Origin of the sequence: Bacillus cereus group sp. BfR-BA-01360 (genome assembly GCF_022663595.1) — a bacterium.
Taxonomy (GTDB): domain Bacteria; phylum Bacillota; class Bacilli; order Bacillales; family Bacillaceae_G; genus Bacillus_A; species Bacillus_A cytotoxicus.
Genome location: NZ_JAKUFV010000002.1, coordinates 260,747 through 279,726 on the forward strand (window position 1 = coordinate 260,747; position 18,980 = coordinate 279,726).

Genomic DNA, 18,980 nt, shown 5'->3' on the forward strand with positions numbered 1-18,980 from the left:
TATTGGGCTAATCTTTTATTTTTATTTTTTGCCGTTCCATCAAATATTTTCATGCATATCGTACTCATAGATGCTATTAGAAAGGAGGAAAAATTATGGCATGTACGACGAATAACATTTGTTTTGATGTCTGTCTTGTTATCACAATTACCCCTGGAAATGGTATATCCAGTTTAGTAAATTGTGACGGGATATGCGGAAATAGCCCATCAATTGAAATTAGTCCAACTGGATCCATTATCATTACACTACCGTTAATCGCATGTTTCTCTATTACTTTAAATGATGATTTAAGCGTTGACTCTCAGCTAACAAGCCTTTCATTTCAAACTTCTTAATTGTAAAACGATATGTAAATGTACAAAAGCGAAAAAGGGATGGTATTTCACCGTCTCTTTTTCGCTTTTGCTACATATAAAGAAATATAATAAACATTTTCATTTAAAATATCATTCATCATTAATCCATATGATGTTGGATGAGTTCTAACAAAATACTCAATCCTTTTTTTAATTCTTCCAATGGTGCATAGGCATAGGAAAGACGAATATGATGTAAATCACTTGATTGATAAATATACCCTGGATTGATTAAAACATTTTGATTCAGTAACTTTAGAAATAACGCCTTATTTACAATAGGCTCATGAAACCTGAGCCATATATAAAAACCACCTTCAGGATTTTTCCACGTAGCGACTTTTTGAAATTGCTGTTCTAATATTTCTTCTACAAATGTAGCCCTTCTTTTTAATTGTTCACGAAGTTGAATTAGGTGCTTTTCATATAACCCTGACGATATCCAATATGAGACGATTTCTTGAGAAAAAGCACTAGAACCATAATCTGTTTGCATTTTTATATCAGCCAATCGCTCAATTACAGGTGAAGGTGCAACCACCCAACCAATTCGTAATCCAGGACTCAGTGTTTTAGATACACTACCGATATAAAGCACTTGGCCTGATGTATCAATCGATTTTATGGCAGGAGAAGAGGATTCAAATAACAGTTCGTGATATACATCATCCTCAATAATCGGGATTTGTAGCTCTTTACACACATTATATAGTTGTTTCTTTTCTTCCATTGACCAATTATATCCTGTTGGATTGTGTAATGTTGGTACACAGTAAAATAAAGATTGTCTTTTTCTTTTGAGTGTCCGTAAATTGTTCGTTAAACTAGCATCCCTCGAAATTGAAATCATACGCATTCCAGCGGATTGAAAAGGATGCACAGAATTTAAATAAGAAGATTGTTCTTGAAAAACAATGGAACCCTCTTCTAATAATCCAAATGCAATGAATTGCAGTGCTTGAAGTGCACCTGAAACAATTAAAATGTTCTCTGGCGTTGTTTGAATACCACGTTTTTTTAAATGGTTACATAAAACATCTCGCAGCTTTTTATTTCCTTGTGGTGATGAATAACCAATTGCTTTTGAATCAATTGAAATTTCTTTTAATGACTGTTCAATTTGTTTTGTTGGGAGTAATTCTGGTGATAATTCGCCTGTTCCAAGACGAATAATATGATCCATTTGCTCGTATTCATTGATGAGTTGAATCGTATGATAGTTTGGCTTATGAATACTTGATTCAATGTGTTGCTGCCAATTCGGTTGAGATTTATTTAAAAGTACATTCCACGAATTATTAGCCACAAATACCCCTGATCCCATTTTTGATTCAAGCAAACCATCCGCCTTTAATTCATCAAGTGCAAGTTGCACAGTACTTCTATTCACATGAAATTGCGTTGCTAGTTGGCGTTGTGTTGGAATCTTTGTACCAACAGTCCAATCTCCTCGTTCAATATGAGATTTTATCCAATCTACGATTTGTTCTTGAACAGTCAAGTGAGAATAACGGTTTGGTTTCCACTTCATATAATTCCCCCTTAAATTGGGTGGATAAGAAACCATCCAATTGGTTGTTTTCTTTTAGTTGTATCATAGTACGATAGGAATGGAAAGGGAGTTGATGATATGGAAGCCATGATTCATGGAATTATTTTAGCATTCGGACTTATTCTACCTTTAGGAGTACAAAATATATTTGTATTTTCACAAGGAGCCACACAGCCAAGATTCATTCGAGCACTTCCGGCTACTATTACGGCTGCACTATGTGACACATTTTTAATTCTTTTAGCTGTCTTTGGACTATCCGTTATCGTTTTGCAATTTCAATGGCTACGTCTTAATCTAATGATTGTAGGAATCTTATTTTTACTCTACATGGGATATGTTATTTGGAAGTCTAAACCAACAACGAATGAATCAAACAAAGCATTATCGATTCGTCAACAAGTGATTTTTGCTTTATCAGTTTCTCTATTAAATCCTCATGCCATTTTAGATACCGTCGCTGTTATTGGAACAAGTGCATTAAAATATGCCGGAACAGAACAAATTTTTTTCGCAATTGCATGTATTACAGTATCTTGGATTTGGTTCTTTGGATTAACGCTCGCTGGTACGGTTATAAAAAATCTAGATAGTACAGGTAGTTTAATCAATATATTCAATAAATGCTCTGCCTTGTTTATTTGGGGAACTGCCGTTTATCTTTTTATCGGATTGATATAACACCTTTATATTCAAAATGAAAGGTAAGAAACGAAGAAAATAAGTAGGAGATTAAAAACGCCACTGATAGAAGCTTCTCTTTATTTCTCCCCCAAACAAAAATATAAGTCCATAAAAAAACTGTCCCCCAATTATTAGATTATGTGTCTAACAATTGGGGGGCAGTTCACAACCGCTCTTTTTTTATGGCCTTTTTATGCTACAGATCAGTCGAAATACGTGTAAAAACTATGAAATATGGATGGGACTCCTATTGAGTTTGTCTTAGCGTGGATTTTTAGGTCATTTAGTTGGCGGGTTCCTCTGCATTTAACGTAGGGTCCTTTGAAATTAGTTATATTTTTTCTTATGCCTTTTTTGATAAGTGGGTAAAAACCCTACATCTATAAGATCCATCGTTATTTGTATGAAAGATTTCTGTTTCACTATATGCCCCTCCAAATTGAAACCGCTGTTTTTCCAAAATAATGTTTTTCCATTTCGTATACAAATAGAAGACAACCATATGAGCGTCTTCTATTTGTATGAACGATCATACTTAGAATGAAAGACTTGTAAGTTGGGAAGCCACACCTAAGTCATCATTTAATGTGATTGCGAAACATGCAACAAGTGGTAATGTAATCACAACAGATCCACAAGGTGTTACTATAATTGTTGGACTTGTCCCACATAAGTTTCCACAATTTACAACGGATTCTACACCATTACCAGGTGTAATGGTAATAACAAGACAGACATTAAAACAAATATTGTTTGTCGTACATGCCATAGTCTCTCCTCCTTTCTAATAACATCTATGAACACAATATGCCTTAGAAAAATTAGGGGAACGGCACAATAATCATTTTTAACAAATTAATAGAGACTGAATCTATCTCTTAATTAAAGCAACCAATTCCGTTGAATACGTGAAATCATTATTTAAAGTTGTATCAAAACAAGCTTGAAAAGGTAGAACGTTAAAATCAGATGAACAATCATCATTACATTTCACAACAAGCTCCACTCCACCATTTGGATTTGTTCTTGTTTCTAAACAGATATCAAAACAATTTTTATTTATACAAGCCAATTGATAGTCTCCTTTCTATTGTTTTTCTATATACAGATATATTATGTATTTTTATTTAAAGTGTTCATTTTCTTTTTCCTGTGCATCTTACTCATTCCATTCATACATAAATCTCATAAACTACTTTATAAAGGAGGCCTTCACAATGATTACTTATGCAAAACTGATCAATTGGAGAGAATACGGAGAGGTCATCATTTTAGAATGTTTAGCTGGTGAAGAATATATCGAAATATCCACTTATAAAAATTTTATATATAATGCTCACCTTTTAAAAGATCCAGTATACATTCGTTTAGATTCTACTGGAAGGATACTTGGAATTAATATATTGTCGCCTTGATGCTTATTATTGGTAGAGTATTTGTTTATAGCTATTAATACGGTAAGTGAAATTAACTGTTTTTTTCTGAACAATACTCGTATATGAGGATTGTTCAATGTACATTCTTTTCTAATTATGAATGCGCTATTTTCCTTCTAATTTCTTTACTTAATAAAAAGAAGAAATGCCTCTCACTTGTTAAGTGAGAGGCATTTCGAAATCGTTTACCTTATCTGTAACTGTTAAAATAAAAATATTGGCTTGCTGTATTATGTTAATTCTCTTCGTAGAATTTAATTGCTAATTTTTCTTCGTATTCTTGCTTGTATTCATATAATTCTTCTCTCTCAATCTTGAAGTGATGCTGATAGCCCTCATTCTTTATTTCGTTACAAATACTTTTCTTTTCGTATCATCTAATAGAAGGAAATCACTTGTTACGAGAATGCTATTATTCTCGTTTATAAAGACCTTTTAAAAGAAAATATGATTTTTCATCATAATATAATAAACAAGGGTTAAAAGAGCTAAAATTGAAAAGTTATAAATACTAAACCTTATAAGGTACTTTTTACTTTTTTGTGGATTTCTCTTAATAAAAAGTTTAAATGAAATCACACTTGCGAGGGACGCAACAATTGTACCGAGTCCTCCTAAATTGACCCCTACTAATAAAGGCTGCCAATTTACGGAGAATTTCGATAAAAAGATTGCAGCTGGTACATTGCTTACCAGTTGGCTTAAAATGATCGAACTGAAAAAGATAGATGTGGGACTTTTGAGAGTCTCACTTGCAAATGTTTGAACCACTCTTAATTCCGATACGTTTCCTATAAATATAAAAAAACATATAAAAGTAAAAAGCAGTAAATAATCAATTTTCTTCAATAATTTTATATCAAGTATACATGCGGTTCCCAATGCGATAATAAACGCAAGTTTGTAGCTTAAAAATCCTAATATGGATGCAGATATGATACAAAATAGGATTCCCCATACTGTTGCCTCTTTTTTATTTTTTATCGAAATAGACGGAAGTTCCATTTCCAATGGTTGGCTTTTCAATCTTTGATTGAGAAATAATAACAGAACAATTCCAAGAACCACTAATAGAAGGGTTGTTGTAAAAAATTGTATAGGCCTGATTCCGTAGTTAGTAAATATAAAAAGATTTTGAGGATTTCCCATAGGAGTTAAGCTACTCCCGATGTTAGCCGCAATTGTCTCTAGTATAATAGTATCCAACATAGAAGTTTGTATCATCTTACTGATTATAAGTGTTAATGGTACAAATGTTATTAATGCCACATCATTCGTTACAAGCATAGAACTAAAAAAGCATAATAAAATTAGGATTGTTGAAACACTTTTACTATTATGACATTTACTCAATATAGCAATGGCGAACTTATCTAATAGTTTCAGATCGTCCAGAGCCTTAACTACGAGCATAAGATTAAATAGACTGACTAATACTTTAAAATTAATATATTCTAGTTTTGGTGCATGGAATAAACAGCTTCCGATTGCTAATAAGAATGATATCGTAAATACAATATCCTTTTTAAAAATTCCAAATTTCAAGTTCACTTTCTTTTCGTTTTTCACATAAATATATCCTTTCGTCAATCCCCACTTCAGTACTATTTATTTTACCACAGACCTATGTTTCTTGCATTTGATACCTCCATGCACTTAAAAGCACCATCATATGCCATTCATACAGTACTTATAACGATCAAACTGAATAAAGACTCTAAAAATACTGTTAAAAACAGTCTTATAAGTCATCTTTCATATATAGAATTCTAATTATTACTTAAAAACATTCATTGTAACCTTTGCTTTTACTTGCAATGGTTCATCTATAAGGAGTTTTTCATTTGCAAGACTTAAACTTACCATTCCAACACACATCCCTATTTTTAGTAGCTTTGTACTTTTCAAAATGATCAGTCCTTTCATATTTTTAATGAAGTGTAGCGCTTTAAAAAGAAGATGTATTCTTCATATGAAAAATTTATGTCATGTTATTATTTTTGCTTTCGCATGAAAATTCTCTAATTCAACAGATTTATATTTAATTGATTCCGAAACAAGGTTTTTGGCGCCATGAGGCTGAAACTCTATACCGTCACCATTTGCAGACGTGTTTTATTGTATGTGGCGTACTATCATATACCTATCCATTTAATATTTTGAACGAATCTCTTATTTTATTGTTTGTTGATCCACCAAAAATATAAACAGGAAATCTATTATACTTATCGAATATTTTAATTTGATTATATAAAATAAGAGGTGAGCAATGAAAGAACTACCAGTTACAATTCATTTAGATCATGTTACGTTTCAATTAAAAGAGCATCAAGATTTTGAGTGGCTGACAAAACTAGGAAAAGTGTTTGCTGTATTTGATAAGCAAGACTCCGGAAATCTATCTTTTGGTATAGAACAAGATGGCTTGAAATCGTTTGTTAAATTCGCTGGTGCGAAACCGATGAATTACGAAGGAAATCCTAACGATGCGGTTCTATGTTTAAAACAAGCTGTTTCCCTTTATCAAGAACTCAAACATCGCCATCTCATTCCATTAAAAGATCATTTTGAAGTAAACAATGGATATGTCGCTATTTTTGAATGGTTTCACGGAGAATCACTAAGACCCAAATTACAAAATCAACTTAACCTCGCTTCTTCTTTTGAACGTTATAAGCAGTTACCGATTGAAAAGCGTCTTACTTCTATAGATTGTATTTTTAATTTTCATGTACATGTTGAACAAAGAAACTATGTCGCTATTGATTTCTATGATGGAAGCATTTTATATGATTTTACAACCAATACAACTAAAATTTGTGATATTGATCTTTATGCGCAACAACCTTATGTAAATTTCATGGGAAGAATGTGGGGCTCTTCACGATTTATGTCACCTGAAGAATTTGAATTAGGCGCACAAATTGATGGGAAAACAAATGTATTTAACATGGGGGCAATGGCCTTCTTTCTTTTAGGTGGTGGCTTGAATCGATCGTTTGCAAAATGGGAGGCTGGAAAACCTTTATATGATGTAGCCTATCGCGCCGTAGAAAGCGATAGGAATAAACGCTATACATCGGTAAAAGCGTTTTATGAAGCATGGTGCTCTGTATGGTAACCTCCCTATTTCGTTACAATCTTTCATAAAATATAACAAAAAGGAGCTACTGGGCTCCTTTTTTGTTTGTACTCATACGAATACGTTACATAGTTTTTTCTTTTACACATATTTGTGAAATTGCATTAAAAATTAATATCCTCCGCCCCAGCAGCTGCATCCAACAATAATCAATAAAATGAATAATACAACTAATAAAGCGAATCCTCCACCAAAACCACAAGAACCACCGTAACTCATATTTTTTCCTCCTTTTGGTTTCAAAACTAATAGGTAGTTGATTATTTTAACGGGTTCGTATTATACAGTATGTTTTTATCCATGTTTTGAGCGTGTCTCATTGAAATAAACGAAAACTTTCTTCTAAATTAGGCTAATGGCAACCCCCTCTTTTCCTTTAAATAGGCAGAAAAAAACTAGACCGACTATCACAACTGTAGGTTCCGTTTTAACACTAAATTTTGTAAGTTTTTTGCACAAGTCTTATCAAAAATTTCATACTACTAAAGCCATTGGCCTAGCTCACCAATTATAATTTAGAAAAGAATTTTTAAACCATTGTATTCTTATCGGAATTATGGAATAATGAATTAAAACTACTGTAACGGGGGAATAGATTATGAAAACAATTGGGTTAATCGGTGGGTTAAGTTGGGAGTCAACATCTTTATATTATAAACATATCAATACGCTTGCACTTACCCAATATAATCAAAATGCAAAACTCGTTTTATACAGCATGGATTTTGGGGAAATCACAACATTATTGCAAAATCATCAATATGAGGAAGTGAAACATGAATTAATTGATGTAGCGAAGAAAGTGGAAAGCTCCGGCGCTGACTGTATACTCATGTGTTCCAATACTGTTCATCAATTTGCAGATGAAGTAGAAAAAGCTGTATCTATCCCTCTCCTCCATATAGGTGATGTAAGTGCAGAAAAAATTGTGAAACAGCAGATTAAGCGCATCGGTCTTCTCGGAACAAAGCAAACAATGGAAAAAGATTTTTATAAAGCAAGGTTAGCTAATTATGGGATTGAAACAATGATTCCTCATAAAGATGAACGAAACTTGATCCATCATATTATTTTAAATGAGTTAAGTAAAGGGATCCTTTCACCGCAATCAAAAGAAATATTGTTACAAATTGCAACGACACTAATTGGAAACGGAGCTGAAGGTATTTTATTAGGATGTACAGAAATTCCTTTACTGCTCTCGCAAAAAGATCTCCCTATTCCCGTGTTTGATACAGCTTATCTACATGCAGAAACTGCTGTGCAATTTGCGGGGTAACATCTTTCATGCGTATATGGAACATGTCAATGATTCGCAATATACTATCTTCTCATCTCATTTCATATGGAAGAATTATTTTTGTTTTTAAAATAAGTACATGAAAAATAAAAATATTATTCTTCATGTACTTAAAGATTTACCCATTTGCTACTTGTTTTTGTTCCATTTGTTTCTTATCAGAACGTATCAAAATAGGTACGACAGCACTCGCTATAACAAATAGTGCACCTGCAAACTGAATAAAAGATGGAATACTATCATTAAATAATACGTCTAAAAATAAGGAAAACAAAATATTCAAATATAAAAGTGTAGATAACTTTGATATTCGTGGTGTTAATTTATATGCTATTCCTCTGAACCATTGATTTCCGATACTACCTGCTGCCATTAAAATCAAAAATAATAGTACAATTGGGCTCGATATCAATACTTCTTCGTAATTCGTCTTCGTAAAACAGATTGATAAAAATGCAGATAAAATACTACCATATAAATAAGTGTAAGTCATGATAGAAAGATTATCATCAGTTTGTGCACTTCTATGTAAGAATATTTGCGAAAAAGCTAGCGAAATTCCAGAAAGTACACCTATTCCTAAATAAAATAGAGATTTAAAATCAATCCCACCTGTTTTCAATATAAGAAACACTCCTAAAAATCCAAAAATTGAGGCTATCATTTCCATTCTTGTCGCACGTTTTGTTTTGGAGAAGAGTGTAAAGAGACAAATAAAAATAGGTCCTGTATTATATAAAACCATAGCTATAAACAGGGAACTATTAGCTGCACATAGAAAAAATAACGCTTGAGAAAGAGTAATGGAAAACGCTCGCGGTAATTGCTTATAACTATTCAACCAAAACGCTTTTCTTTGTATCCGATTCACAATAAAAGGAATTAAGAAAAGAAACGGAATAAAAAATCTTGCTGTTAAAGTTAAAAAGAAATCTCCAGAAAAAATAGCATGTTCTGCGAAAAAACCAGACAGCGAAAAACTGAAACCTGAAAGAATCATATAAAATGATGCTTTCTTCATATTGTCCACTAATAAAGAACCTCCAATCTAGTAAATAGATAGACCGAGAAATATTCTTTTTGATTTCTCGGTCTTGTAGGCATACCCCAAAGACAGTGTCTAAAGCATGAGAGTAGATGCATAAAATGAACTTTCATACTCTTTCTTCTTTTCACAAATCAGCCTTCCGCTTGTTTGCTTCTTTCCAACGCTACATTTTTATGTGAAACTTTTGTTTTGGAATGATTATCATTTATGATAATACCAATTCTCCTTTTAAAATTAACCGCGCAGTACGAGTAATACTAGATTGTTTAATAGAATACTTTCCATTTGATTCCACTACAATTGACTCTGTTTGAATTTGACCTGCTGGATGTTCAATAATTATTGGATTCGATTCTTCCACTTTATATGAACCACTCTTCTTTACAATATGATTAGCAGTTGTTCCATTAATCTTTATTGCCGCAGAAAGCGCCAGCGATCCTGTTACAGCATGTGTACTATGACATTGATGTGGAATAAAATATCGTGATGTTATCGTACCGGACTTTCTAGGTCTTGAGACAATTGCTATTTTAGGAATTACTTTATTAGACACATTCCCTAAATTCGCAAGTGTAGCTACTTTTTTTCGAATCATATCAATTTTATTTAAAAACATTGTATTAGAATTCAGTAATTCAGGGCTTTCATCTCCCTCAATACCAAGTTCAGTCGCTTGAATAATAATTAAAGGGACTGAAACATCTATACAAGACACATTGATGCCTTCAATCACATCCATCTTGGATCCTGTAGGAAAAAGCTTTCCTGTAACAGATCCAACTGAATTCATAAAGTTCAGTCGAATTGGGGCGCCAGTTCCTGGAACACCATCAATTTTCACATCTCCACTATACAGTGCATTTCCATTTTCAGTAAGAATCTTCGACTCCACGATAGCATTTGTATTTACATTTCTAATGGTAACTGTCATTTCACCAGATTCGGCCTTTATTACACCACTTTCAATTGCATAGGGTGCCACAGCTGAAATAATATTACCGCAGTTTACACTATCATCTAATACCATTTTCTTTAAATCTGCCTGCAAGAATAAATAGTCAATATCGATTCCTGGATCAGTTGATTTACGAATAATAGCAATTTTATTGGATAAAGGATCTAGTGACCCCATTCCATCAACGCCGCGAGCATTTCCAGCTCCTAACACTTTTAAAATTACCTCATTCCTCAATCGCTTATTTGAAGGTAAGTGTTTATCTAAAAAAAATAATCCTTTTGATGTTCCTCCACGCATTACAAAACAAGGTATTTTCATTATAGACATCTCCTTTATAAAAATAACTTTAGTACTTTACATAAAAATAAATAGATATAATATACCAACTATTTATTTTGTGCTGATATGTTTCCTAGTCAAAGAAAAAAATATGATTCTCCAAATATATAAACCTCCTATTTTGTTTATCATTTTTAATAAATAGAAAAAAATAACTTTTATGTAAAACACCCCCTAACTTTATTATGTATTCTAGCAAGAAAGAGAATAATAATTAATATCATTTCTTGTATAAAAACATGTTCTAAAATTCGGAACATTGATGATAAAAAATCACATCGTCCTCTCATATGCATGACAATGTGATTTCGGGAACTTTATGACAAGCAAATAAAAAATCACCCTAATCCATTCTTAAAAATCATAAACGGTTAGAGTGATTATATATTTTTAAAAATAACTTGATATTGTTGCATTTGTTAATTATGAATTCGCTATAGTAACGGGACGTTCATTGTCAGAAAGAGATTTCTCTTGTTGGAACATTGGTAAATAAATCGTAACAGATGTTCCAACGCCAACTTTACTCATAATACTAATTCTTCCTTGATGTTGTTCAATAATTTTATAGCTTAACATTAAACCAATTCCAGTGCCTTTTTCTTTTGTACTATAGAATGGTTCTCCTAACCTTTTAATACGTTCTTCCGGTATACCAATTCCCTCGTCTACTAAATCAATTATCACTTCATTTATTCTATTCGTTTTCATATGAATAAAGATTTTACCACCATCTGGCATCGCCTCGATTGAATTCTGTAAAATGTTAATAAATACTTGTTTTAATTGATTTTCACAGCACTCAATTACTAATTCTTTTGATTCCGATATAATTTCAATTTGAATATTTGTCATAATTGCTTTTGTATTAATTAGTGAAACAACATTTTTCATGATAGAATAAAGATTTTTCTTTTCTGTAGGAATTATATCTGTTTTAGCGATTGATAAAAATTCGTGAAGAATAGACTCAATTCGTTCAATCTCTGAAAGCATAAGGTCAAAGTATTTCCCTTGATCTTCTTTATTTATTTGAAAGAGCTGAATAAACCCCTTAATTACCGTTAATGGATTTCGAACCTCATGTGCTACTCCTGCAGCTAATTGTCCAATTGCTGCAAGCGTATCTGATTTATTTAATAACTCTTCTGTTTTTTTTCTTTCAGTAATATCACGAACAATAATCATAATTCTATCTTTCAATAGTAGAAAACATCTAGCTTCAAAAAAGCTTATGCTTCCTTTCAAAGAAAGGGAATACTCTACAATAACCATCGATTCTGTTTTCTGCACCTGATCGATAGCTTCTTGGAACTGTTGTGCCACAGGAGATGGCAAAACTTCATAAAACTTTTTCCCCATAAAATCTTCTGCTGGTACATAAAATTTCGTAGGTGAACCGGCTTTATAATCTATAATCGTTCCATCAGCTTCTGTTAAAAAGCATAAATCTGGTAGCGCTTGAAAAATGAGCTCCAATTCGGATGTCTGTTCTTTTAACTGGGCTTCGATCTTTTTTAAATGGGTAATATCGACCCCAACAGCCCAGTAACTAAATCCAGAAACCGGAAAGCGATTGGATATATTAGACCACATAATGGTTTTCTGCTCGCCATTTTTACAAGTTAAGTTCATTTCCCAATCTCGAAAATCTCTTCCGTAAACGGCAAACTTTTCTTGGATTTGTCGACGATAGTTTGCATCTGGATATAATAATTCAAGAGCTTTTGGATTCCCGATCATTTCTTCTGCTGTGTAACCCGTTACACTCTCGCATTCACGATTCCATAAAATAAATTCACCATCAAGGTCAAGAGCATCAACCATAACAGGCATATTTTGTAAAATGGTATATAATTGTTCTTTCTCCTTTGCAAGCAATTGTAAATTTTGATTTTGGTTTTGAAGTTGAGTTCTCGCATGATTTACAATAAGACTGGAAAGTGTTTCGAAATATTTTTGACAATAAACCATATCCTTTTTTATAGGACAAGCAATAAAAGCCCCTAAATATTGCTCGTCTAAAAAAATGGGAATTTCAATCGTAGTCAATCTATAATCTATTTCTTGATCTATACCGAATGAAAAAATACATTCTCTTTCAGCATCAAGAAGTTGGTGTGCCATATTTGTTAATTTATAAAACTGTTCCGCCATTATTTTTATTGTGTTCACATCAATGAGTTCCATTAGCCGAGCACTCATTCCTTTTTCACCTCTATATGTAAATTTAATACCAATTTTTAACGCATGCTTCTTCATTATACGGATAATAGCCGTTCAGGTATAGAGCAGAAGTGTAATTATTCAAATAAATTTTTATTTTTTAATAAGAATATCCAAACTACTAATGAAGTGAATGTAAAATTCACAAATTTTCCACAAAGAATCCCCAAAATATATACAACAATTCCAAAATATTCTATATAATATTTGTCATAAGGATTCTATAAGTCTCATAGAATACCTTACCCCTAATAAAAAACAAAAAAGAATCCGAATTCGGATTCTTTTTTGTTCCAATTATGATCCTTTTATGCTATTACATAATGGTATAAAGCATGTGCAACACCGTGCTCTTCATTTGTTAATGTTTCATAGTGACACATTGCTTTTAACTCATTAACAGCATTCCCCATTGCAATGGATACGTTGGCTTTTTGCATCATGGAAACATCATTTAGTCCATCACCAATGGCTACTGTGTTTTCAAATGGAATATTAAAATATTCCGCTAAAGTATATAATCCATTTCCCTTTTGAGCATCACAGTGATTAATCTCTAAATTATGCCAATAAGAAGCAGAAATAATTAACTCGCTGTTATGCTGGAACTTTTCTTTTAACCTTTTTAATTTCTGTTGATCATAAGAGAAAGGTAAAAATTTATGCACATATAATTCTTTATTTATAATCGACTTACAACTCTCTATACTATGAAACGCTGTATGTTCAAGGTAAAGTGCTGCAATGTTTTCCACCTCTTCTTCACTAATGTTTATATCTAGATTCCGAATCACTTCCATTTCTTTACGTATATTTTCTTCACCATACTTTGGTACGTATACACCTTTATCCGTATATAATTGATAATACATACCTTGCTCCTCCAAATATTCTACAATGTCAAGTGCGTGTTCATTTTGTATAGCGTATCTTTTCAACATTGTTTTATCTTTATAAATAACTGCACCATTTTCTGCGATAATTGGGCATTGTAAGTTTACTTCTTGTAACAGTCGTTCAATGTCAACGATAGAACGTCCGGTACAAATAGCTACAACATGCCCTTCTTCTTGACATTTTCGAATCGCTTCTGCATTTTCTTTACTAATCATTTTATTTTTCGAAAGAAGCGTTCCATCTAAATCAATCGCAATAAGTTTCATTATTTCTTCACCACTTTCTAGGAATCAGCGAAAAGATAGGGAGATATCGTTTCCATATCTAACGCAGTAACTACCTCTCAGTTATAATTTATGAAAAGCGTTTCAGGTCAAGAAATATTTCAATATCAATTCAAAATAAAAACGCCATCTCCCCCCTTAAAAGATAGCGTTTTCATTTTTGGGTTAAATTCCTTACAACTGTTATGAGCTATATTGAATATACTTCATCTTACACCTATATATATCTTTTCTTTCAGTTGGTATAAATACTTTAAATTTCTCCAGTTTCTTTCCATAAATATGGATGGTAATAACTTGTTCATTCGGCTCGATTTCAAGGATATGACAATCAGCTGGAGGAATGATTTTATCCGTTTTCCCTTCCCCTAAATATAAATGACCTAAATATTTCAATTGAAAAATTGATTCTTCTAATTGCTTAATTTTTAAAAAATTTTTCACCTTAATTCGTCCAGAAAAAACTCCTTCTACTCCCCAAGTACCATCATGATCATGTAATGGTGTTGCTTGTCCGTCTCTCCATACAAGCGCAAGCACTTCAAAACGATCTAATGGATCTTTATATAATAAATGACGCGCATATTGATTTCTATTTGCTTTCTGTTTTTCTAACGGGAGCCATGCTTTTGTCTCTAAAAGTTTTTCTAAAAGTTTCTCAATTGTACAAACTATCGTTTCTTCATTTTTACTATTTTCAATGCTGGCTGTTACATTATGAATAAACTGTTGAAAGAGCTCGCTTTTTCGACACGTTAACATTAATATCCTCCTTTACACGATTTGATTTAGCTATACTTTCATCGTACGAGAGAAACCATTTCTTTACAATTGAGAAACATAAAAAACAAAGAGAGTTTCTCCTGACCTTGTTTTTGGGATTTTTATTTTAGCACTCATGGAAGATGATTTCATGAATAAAAAAGTAGCATGAACGAAAAGAAAAATAAGAAACAATGAATGAAAATGAAATTTATTATCAATAATATAATTAAGAAAAGGGTAACCGCCATATGGTTACCCGAAAAAAATTAAGCTTCTGGTGTGAAAGTTTTACAATCCGTTTCTTCTGTTTTCGAGGCTTGCTTTCCTTTATGACTTACTACATAAATTGCATCGGCATTACATTTGTTACCGTTGCCCCAATATTTACAGTTGTTTACTTCGCATAAAACATCTTGTGCCATCAGTATCACACCTCCTTATGCTTTTATCATTAACAAATTTATGAGGTCTGATACTTCTACTTTTTGTTAGAATTATGATTCTTGTTGGATAGCACTTCCTTCTTTCGCTGGTTGATTTTCAGCCCTTACGGCAGGTTTTAAATGATAAATTGGTAAAATCACAAATAACCCAACGATAAATAATACCGCTGTTCCTTCATAAAGCATACTAAGTGAAAACATTTCTTTTAACGAACCCGCTATACTCATCGTTAATACCATTGATCCTGTAAATAGTGGACTTAAGATTCCATTTACACGTCCAATAAAGTCTGTATCAGAGTTTTGAATGATAAGTGTATTAATGCCAATTTGAATACAAGGAAGAGCGAGACCACTAAACAACTGTGCCGTAAGTGTAATCCATAAGTTTGTAGAGAATCCAATTACCCCGATGCCGATTGCTTGTGCAAGCAACCCGATCATTAACATCTTTTGCGGCGCAACGTTTTTGGCAAATATCATTGCTAAGGCACCTCCAATGATCATACCGGCTCCGTTTACCGTCAATAACCATTGTAAACTTTCCTTAGATAAACCAAGTTGCTCTGTCACGATAAAGATTCCTAATGGTTGAATAAGACCAATCCCTAATCCTGCAGCCATAAAACAAATACCCAGTAACGTTAATGCTTTCTTACCTAACACATACTTAATACCATCTGCCATTTCTTGCAGTAAACTCACTTGCTTCTTTTCCGCATGCATCTCCACATCTTTTGGCAAAAACAATAAAACAATAGCCGCAAGTAAAAAAGCAACTCCTGTTACGACAATTGAAATATAAATACCAAAGCTTTGAAAAACAAAAGTGCCAAGTATAGGTCCGAGTATCATAAATATCGCAAAAGTCGTTTGATATAACGACATGGCTAATTGTATCTCTTCTGCTGATAAATGTTGCTTGAATAATTTCATACCAGAAGGCTGAGAAAATTGCGAAAGAATCGCTGAGATTAAAGTAACGAAGAAAACGACTTTCCATGTGCCAAACATGAGTGTGAGAAGGACTGCAAATACAGATAAAGAGCTTAAAGCTTCGCACCAAATCATCGTTTTTCGTGGTTTCCACCGATCTGCAAATGTTCCTCCAATAAATGAAAAAATAAAAATAGGTGCAAACTCCGCAACTGAAATCATAGAAATTGCAAACGCATTTCCTTTTGTCATTTCCATGACATATAGTAATACCGCAAAATTCCGAACCCATATCCCGATTTGTAAACATAGTGCCGAGATAAGAATTCCTTGCACAAATCGATTTTTTAATACTTGCGACATGCCAACTTTTGGATTTGTTTCTGCACTTACTGACATAAAAAAGCCCCCTATTTTCGTTCTGAATAAGAGGCAGTACAAATCATATGAAAAAGACCGTACATTCGCAGTGCGAATCACATCCCTCTTATACAAAAATGTACATACTAATCCTATTCAGAAGAAGATTTCGTTTTTTAACGAAGATTTCCTAACAAATAGAATTAGTTGATCATTGGGATGTCTTCACCCTTCCGTTTTAATTTTGATTTACACATACATACTCTATGTAAGTGAAATATGATGTATGCGTGTCTCACATACCTATATTCTAGAAAGTTAATGGTAATTCCTTTAAAGAACGCATTAAATAATTACCTTCCCATTTTATGTCTTCTCTCTTTCCTTTTATTCGTAATCGAGGCATCCGTTTTAACAATGTAGCAATTGCGATTTTTGCTTCTAATCTAGCCAATGGTGCTCCTAAACAAAAATGCCCTCCATGCCCAAAAGCAATATGGCGATTATTTTCCCTTGTAATATTAAATACATCTGGATTTACAAAAACGGTTTCATCCCGATTTGCAGAGGCTAAAGAAATCGTCACCATATCCCCCTTTTGAATCACTTTGTCATGTATGTGAAAAGGTTCAGCTGCCCAGCGTGCTGTTGTAACCTCAACTGGAGAATAGTAACGTAAGCCTTCTTCAATTGCTGAATCAATAAGTTCTGGTCTTTCCTTTAATAACTGCAGTTGATCTGGATTCTCTAATAATGCTAACACTGTATTCGTCATTAAATTTACCGTTGTTTCATGCCCAGCTACAATAAGCAGCATAATCATGGAATAAAGCTCTGCCGCACTCAATTGACCGCCTTCACTTTCAGCTTGTATTAATCTGCTAATTAAGTCTTCTTTTGGCTCTTTTCGTTTTAAATCAACTAAGTATTGTAAATACGTAATAAACTCAGAAAGTTTTTCTTCATTCTCTATTTTTTCTTCTGGTATTTCAGGTGAATCGATAACCGCATGAGACCATATGCGGAATTTTGCTTGATCTTCTTTTGGAATGCCGAGCATTTCACTAATGACTATGATTGGTAATGGGAATGAAAAATCACGAATAAAATGAAAGGAACGCTTCTGTTCAACATGATCTAATAAAGTGTCCGCAATATGTTGAATGCGATTATGTAATTGCGAAATCATTTTAGGAGTAAACGTTTTTTGAACAAGTGCTCGCAAACGGTTATGATCAGGCGGATCTGCATTTAACATATGTTTTGTTAAATAATCACTATTTTCAATCGAAAATAATGATTTTAATTTTTCTTGAAAAAAAATATTTTCTGGATTTTTCTTTAACCGCGAATCTTTTAATAAAGACAATGCATCTTCATATCTTGTAATAAGCCACTCTGTACCTAACTCCCCTTTATATACGAACAAAATCGGTTGTAATTTACGTGATTCCTTATAGATTTCATACGCATATTCTTTAAATTCAGGAGAAGCTAACTTAATTCCATCCTTAATATTTCGGCCAACTTTGTTTTTTACAGACATCGCATTCCCTCACTCTCATGTTTTATAAAAATCACTCCAACATATGAATTATAACCCATCAAAAGAATGAAAATTATGTTTTTTGTCAATATATTACTTTGAAACTTGAAAAATAAAAATCAAAGAGAAGAATATTCTCCTCTTTGATTTTTTCTAAGCAAAACACATAAAATTACTAATTTGTTGGTATCGATAGCTTACTTTCCGGCGACGTCCAGCTTGCCACGTATAACCGGATACCCCACCTCTTCTTACTTCAGTTGGGAAAAACCATAAATCTCTTCCAAAAGGGCCAGGACGATGCAATCGTAAGTATCCCCACCTTCCTAAACAATTACACACCCATGATCTAATATTACTGCTTTGTACAGGTGATGCGAATGTCGAAGGTACGGAAGGTGCTTGTGACGGAGGTGGTGACGTCGGCGCATCTTCCGCATCATCAGGTCGGTACTCTTCATAATCACTCTCTCTCGGTTCCATAGCCTCTTCACCATAGCCTTGGTACTGCGAATACATAGTTTGATCATAACCTATACCTGGATAATTCGGGTAGTTATACATATGAAATGTTACCTCCTTTATCTATGTTTCTTTCAACATTCATATGCCATAGGTTACCTAAAGGTAGCTTATATACCGCCCAAATTCATTTTTTAAAACTAAAAAAAGCCTTACTTTTGAAAACATATCCTTCAAAAA

The 18,980-nt window shown here is 33.0% G+C and carries 19 protein-coding genes; 5 read left to right on the plus strand and 14 right to left on the minus strand.

Annotation, left to right across the window (positions count from 1 at the left end):
- Nucleotides 1-95: 95 nt before the first annotated feature.
- Complete coding sequence (locus MR056_RS03140; protein ID WP_012094350.1) at nucleotides 96-338, plus strand: hypothetical protein; 243 nt, start codon at nucleotides 96-98, stop codon at nucleotides 336-338.
- A gap of 121 nt (nucleotides 339-459) precedes the next feature.
- Here MR056_RS03140 and MR056_RS03145 read toward each other — a convergent pair whose 3' ends face one another.
- Nucleotides 460-1,890 carry an aminotransferase-like domain-containing protein gene (locus MR056_RS03145; RefSeq protein ID WP_012094351.1) on the minus strand — a complete coding sequence of 477 codons (1,431 nt, stop codon included), beginning with the start codon at nucleotides 1,888-1,890 and terminating at the stop codon, nucleotides 460-462.
- 99 nt (nucleotides 1,891-1,989) lie between these two features.
- On the opposite strand from MR056_RS03145, the gene MR056_RS03150 reads away from it, so the two are divergent.
- On the plus strand, nucleotides 1,990-2,592 hold the full coding sequence (locus MR056_RS03150) for a LysE/ArgO family amino acid transporter (protein ID WP_087098733.1): 603 nt from the start codon (nucleotides 1,990-1,992) through the stop codon (nucleotides 2,590-2,592).
- A 538-nt stretch (nucleotides 2,593-3,130) separates the two neighbouring features.
- Here MR056_RS03150 and MR056_RS03155 read toward each other — a convergent pair.
- Nucleotides 3,131-3,364 carry a hypothetical protein gene (locus MR056_RS03155; RefSeq protein ID WP_087094958.1) on the minus strand — a complete coding sequence of 78 codons (234 nt, stop codon included), beginning with the start codon at nucleotides 3,362-3,364 and terminating at the stop codon, nucleotides 3,131-3,133.
- A gap of 102 nt (nucleotides 3,365-3,466) precedes the next feature.
- The gene (locus MR056_RS03160; protein WP_041809739.1) at nucleotides 3,467-3,667 is read right to left on the minus strand and encodes a hypothetical protein; all 201 of its coding nucleotides are present in this window, start codon (nucleotides 3,665-3,667) and stop codon (nucleotides 3,467-3,469) included.
- A gap of 145 nt (nucleotides 3,668-3,812) precedes the next feature.
- Here MR056_RS03160 and MR056_RS03165 point away from each other — a divergent pair, with 145 nt between their 5' ends.
- Nucleotides 3,813-4,010, plus strand: a complete 198-nt coding sequence (locus MR056_RS03165) for a hypothetical protein (protein ID WP_087098735.1) — start codon at nucleotides 3,813-3,815, stop codon at nucleotides 4,008-4,010.
- Nucleotides 4,011-4,466: 456 nt separating this feature from the next.
- Here the strand turns inward: MR056_RS03165 and MR056_RS03175 are convergent, their stop codons facing one another.
- The gene (locus MR056_RS03175; protein WP_087098737.1) at nucleotides 4,467-5,600 is read right to left on the minus strand and encodes an SLC13 family permease; all 1,134 of its coding nucleotides are present in this window, start codon (nucleotides 5,598-5,600) and stop codon (nucleotides 4,467-4,469) included.
- Between the two features lie 700 nt (nucleotides 5,601-6,300).
- Here MR056_RS03175 and MR056_RS03180 point away from each other — a divergent pair.
- Entirely contained in the window at nucleotides 6,301-7,152 is an 852-nt protein-coding gene (locus tag MR056_RS03180) for a protein kinase family protein (RefSeq protein ID WP_087098739.1), read from the plus strand.
- Between the two features lie 132 nt (nucleotides 7,153-7,284).
- Here the strand turns inward: MR056_RS03180 and MR056_RS03185 are convergent, their stop codons facing one another.
- Nucleotides 7,285-7,392 (minus strand): YjcZ family sporulation protein, encoded by a 108-nt coding sequence (locus tag MR056_RS03185; protein WP_000120182.1) that lies wholly within the window; start codon nucleotides 7,390-7,392, stop codon nucleotides 7,285-7,287.
- A gap of 379 nt (nucleotides 7,393-7,771) precedes the next feature.
- Between MR056_RS03185 and MR056_RS03190 the strand changes: the two genes are divergently transcribed.
- Nucleotides 7,772-8,452, plus strand: coding sequence for an aspartate/glutamate racemase family protein (locus MR056_RS03190; RefSeq protein WP_012094358.1), 681 nt, complete (start codon nucleotides 7,772-7,774; stop codon nucleotides 8,450-8,452).
- 139 nt (nucleotides 8,453-8,591) lie between these two features.
- Here the strand turns inward: MR056_RS03190 and MR056_RS03195 are convergent, their stop codons facing one another.
- From MR056_RS03195 to MR056_RS03235, 9 genes are all read right to left on the minus strand, one after another.
- Nucleotides 8,592-9,494: a DMT family transporter gene (locus MR056_RS03195; RefSeq protein ID WP_219339309.1), complete on the minus strand. Its 903-nt coding sequence runs from the start codon at nucleotides 9,492-9,494 to the stop codon at nucleotides 8,592-8,594.
- A 232-nt stretch (nucleotides 9,495-9,726) separates the two neighbouring features.
- A complete protein-coding gene (locus MR056_RS03200; protein WP_087098741.1) occupies nucleotides 9,727-10,800 on the minus strand; it encodes a PrpF domain-containing protein in 1,074 nt (357 codons plus the stop codon).
- 444 nt (nucleotides 10,801-11,244) lie between these two features.
- The gene (locus tag MR056_RS03205) at nucleotides 11,245-13,026 is read right to left on the minus strand and encodes a PAS domain-containing sensor histidine kinase (protein WP_087094963.1); all 1,782 of its coding nucleotides are present in this window, start codon (nucleotides 13,024-13,026) and stop codon (nucleotides 11,245-11,247) included.
- A 329-nt stretch (nucleotides 13,027-13,355) separates the two neighbouring features.
- Entirely contained in the window at nucleotides 13,356-14,210 is an 855-nt protein-coding gene (locus MR056_RS03210; protein ID WP_012094362.1) for a Cof-type HAD-IIB family hydrolase, read from the minus strand.
- A gap of 201 nt (nucleotides 14,211-14,411) precedes the next feature.
- Nucleotides 14,412-14,990 carry a cysteine dioxygenase family protein gene (locus MR056_RS03215; protein ID WP_012094363.1) on the minus strand — a complete coding sequence of 193 codons (579 nt, stop codon included), beginning with the start codon at nucleotides 14,988-14,990 and terminating at the stop codon, nucleotides 14,412-14,414.
- A 269-nt stretch (nucleotides 14,991-15,259) separates the two neighbouring features.
- Nucleotides 15,260-15,415: a DUF1540 domain-containing protein gene (locus tag MR056_RS03220; RefSeq protein WP_012094364.1), complete on the minus strand. Its 156-nt coding sequence runs from the start codon at nucleotides 15,413-15,415 to the stop codon at nucleotides 15,260-15,262.
- A gap of 72 nt (nucleotides 15,416-15,487) precedes the next feature.
- Nucleotides 15,488-16,771: an MFS transporter gene (locus tag MR056_RS03225; protein ID WP_012094365.1), complete on the minus strand. Its 1,284-nt coding sequence runs from the start codon at nucleotides 16,769-16,771 to the stop codon at nucleotides 15,488-15,490.
- 271 nt (nucleotides 16,772-17,042) lie between these two features.
- A complete protein-coding gene (locus MR056_RS03230) occupies nucleotides 17,043-18,278 on the minus strand; it encodes a cytochrome P450 family protein (RefSeq protein ID WP_048723001.1) in 1,236 nt (411 codons plus the stop codon).
- Between the two features lie 153 nt (nucleotides 18,279-18,431).
- Entirely contained in the window at nucleotides 18,432-18,842 is a 411-nt protein-coding gene (locus MR056_RS03235; protein ID WP_012094367.1) for a hypothetical protein, read from the minus strand.
- Between the last annotated feature and the right edge of the window lie 138 nt (nucleotides 18,843-18,980).

Excerpts from the sequence above, each read along its gene's own strand:
- MR056_RS03140 (WP_012094350.1), top strand. The coding sequence starts at position 96 with ATGGCATGTACGACGAATAACATTTGTTTTGATGTCTGTCTTGTTATC.
- MR056_RS03145 (WP_012094351.1), bottom strand. The coding sequence starts at position 1,890 with ATGAAGTGGAAACCAAACCGTTATTCTCACTTGACTGTTCAAGAACAA.
- MR056_RS03150 (WP_087098733.1), top strand. The coding sequence starts at position 1,990 with ATGGAAGCCATGATTCATGGAATTATTTTAGCATTCGGACTTATTCTA.
- MR056_RS03155 (WP_087094958.1), bottom strand. The coding sequence starts at position 3,364 with ATGGCATGTACGACAAACAATATTTGTTTTAATGTCTGTCTTGTTATT.
- MR056_RS03165 (WP_087098735.1), top strand. The coding sequence starts at position 3,813 with ATGATTACTTATGCAAAACTGATCAATTGGAGAGAATACGGAGAGGTC.
- MR056_RS03180 (WP_087098739.1), top strand. The coding sequence starts at position 6,301 with ATGAAAGAACTACCAGTTACAATTCATTTAGATCATGTTACGTTTCAA.
- MR056_RS03185 (WP_000120182.1), bottom strand. The coding sequence starts at position 7,392 with ATGAGTTACGGTGGTTCTTGTGGTTTTGGTGGAGGATTCGCTTTATTA.
- MR056_RS03190 (WP_012094358.1), top strand. The coding sequence starts at position 7,772 with ATGAAAACAATTGGGTTAATCGGTGGGTTAAGTTGGGAGTCAACATCT.
- MR056_RS03195 (WP_219339309.1), bottom strand. The coding sequence starts at position 9,494 with ATGAAGAAAGCATCATTTTATATGATTCTTTCAGGTTTCAGTTTTTCG.
- MR056_RS03200 (WP_087098741.1), bottom strand. The coding sequence starts at position 10,800 with ATGAAAATACCTTGTTTTGTAATGCGTGGAGGAACATCAAAAGGATTA.
- MR056_RS03205 (WP_087094963.1), bottom strand. The coding sequence starts at position 13,026 with ATGAGTGCTCGGCTAATGGAACTCATTGATGTGAACACAATAAAAATA.
- MR056_RS03210 (WP_012094362.1), bottom strand. The coding sequence starts at position 14,210 with ATGAAACTTATTGCGATTGATTTAGATGGAACGCTTCTTTCGAAAAAT.
- MR056_RS03215 (WP_012094363.1), bottom strand. The coding sequence starts at position 14,990 with ATGTTAACGTGTCGAAAAAGCGAGCTCTTTCAACAGTTTATTCATAAT.
- MR056_RS03220 (WP_012094364.1), bottom strand. The coding sequence starts at position 15,415 with ATGGCACAAGATGTTTTATGCGAAGTAAACAACTGTAAATATTGGGGC.
- MR056_RS03225 (WP_012094365.1), bottom strand. The coding sequence starts at position 16,771 with ATGTCAGTAAGTGCAGAAACAAATCCAAAAGTTGGCATGTCGCAAGTA.
- MR056_RS03230 (WP_048723001.1), bottom strand. The coding sequence starts at position 18,278 with ATGTCTGTAAAAAACAAAGTTGGCCGAAATATTAAGGATGGAATTAAG.
- MR056_RS03235 (WP_012094367.1), bottom strand. The coding sequence starts at position 18,842 with ATGTATAACTACCCGAATTATCCAGGTATAGGTTATGATCAAACTATG.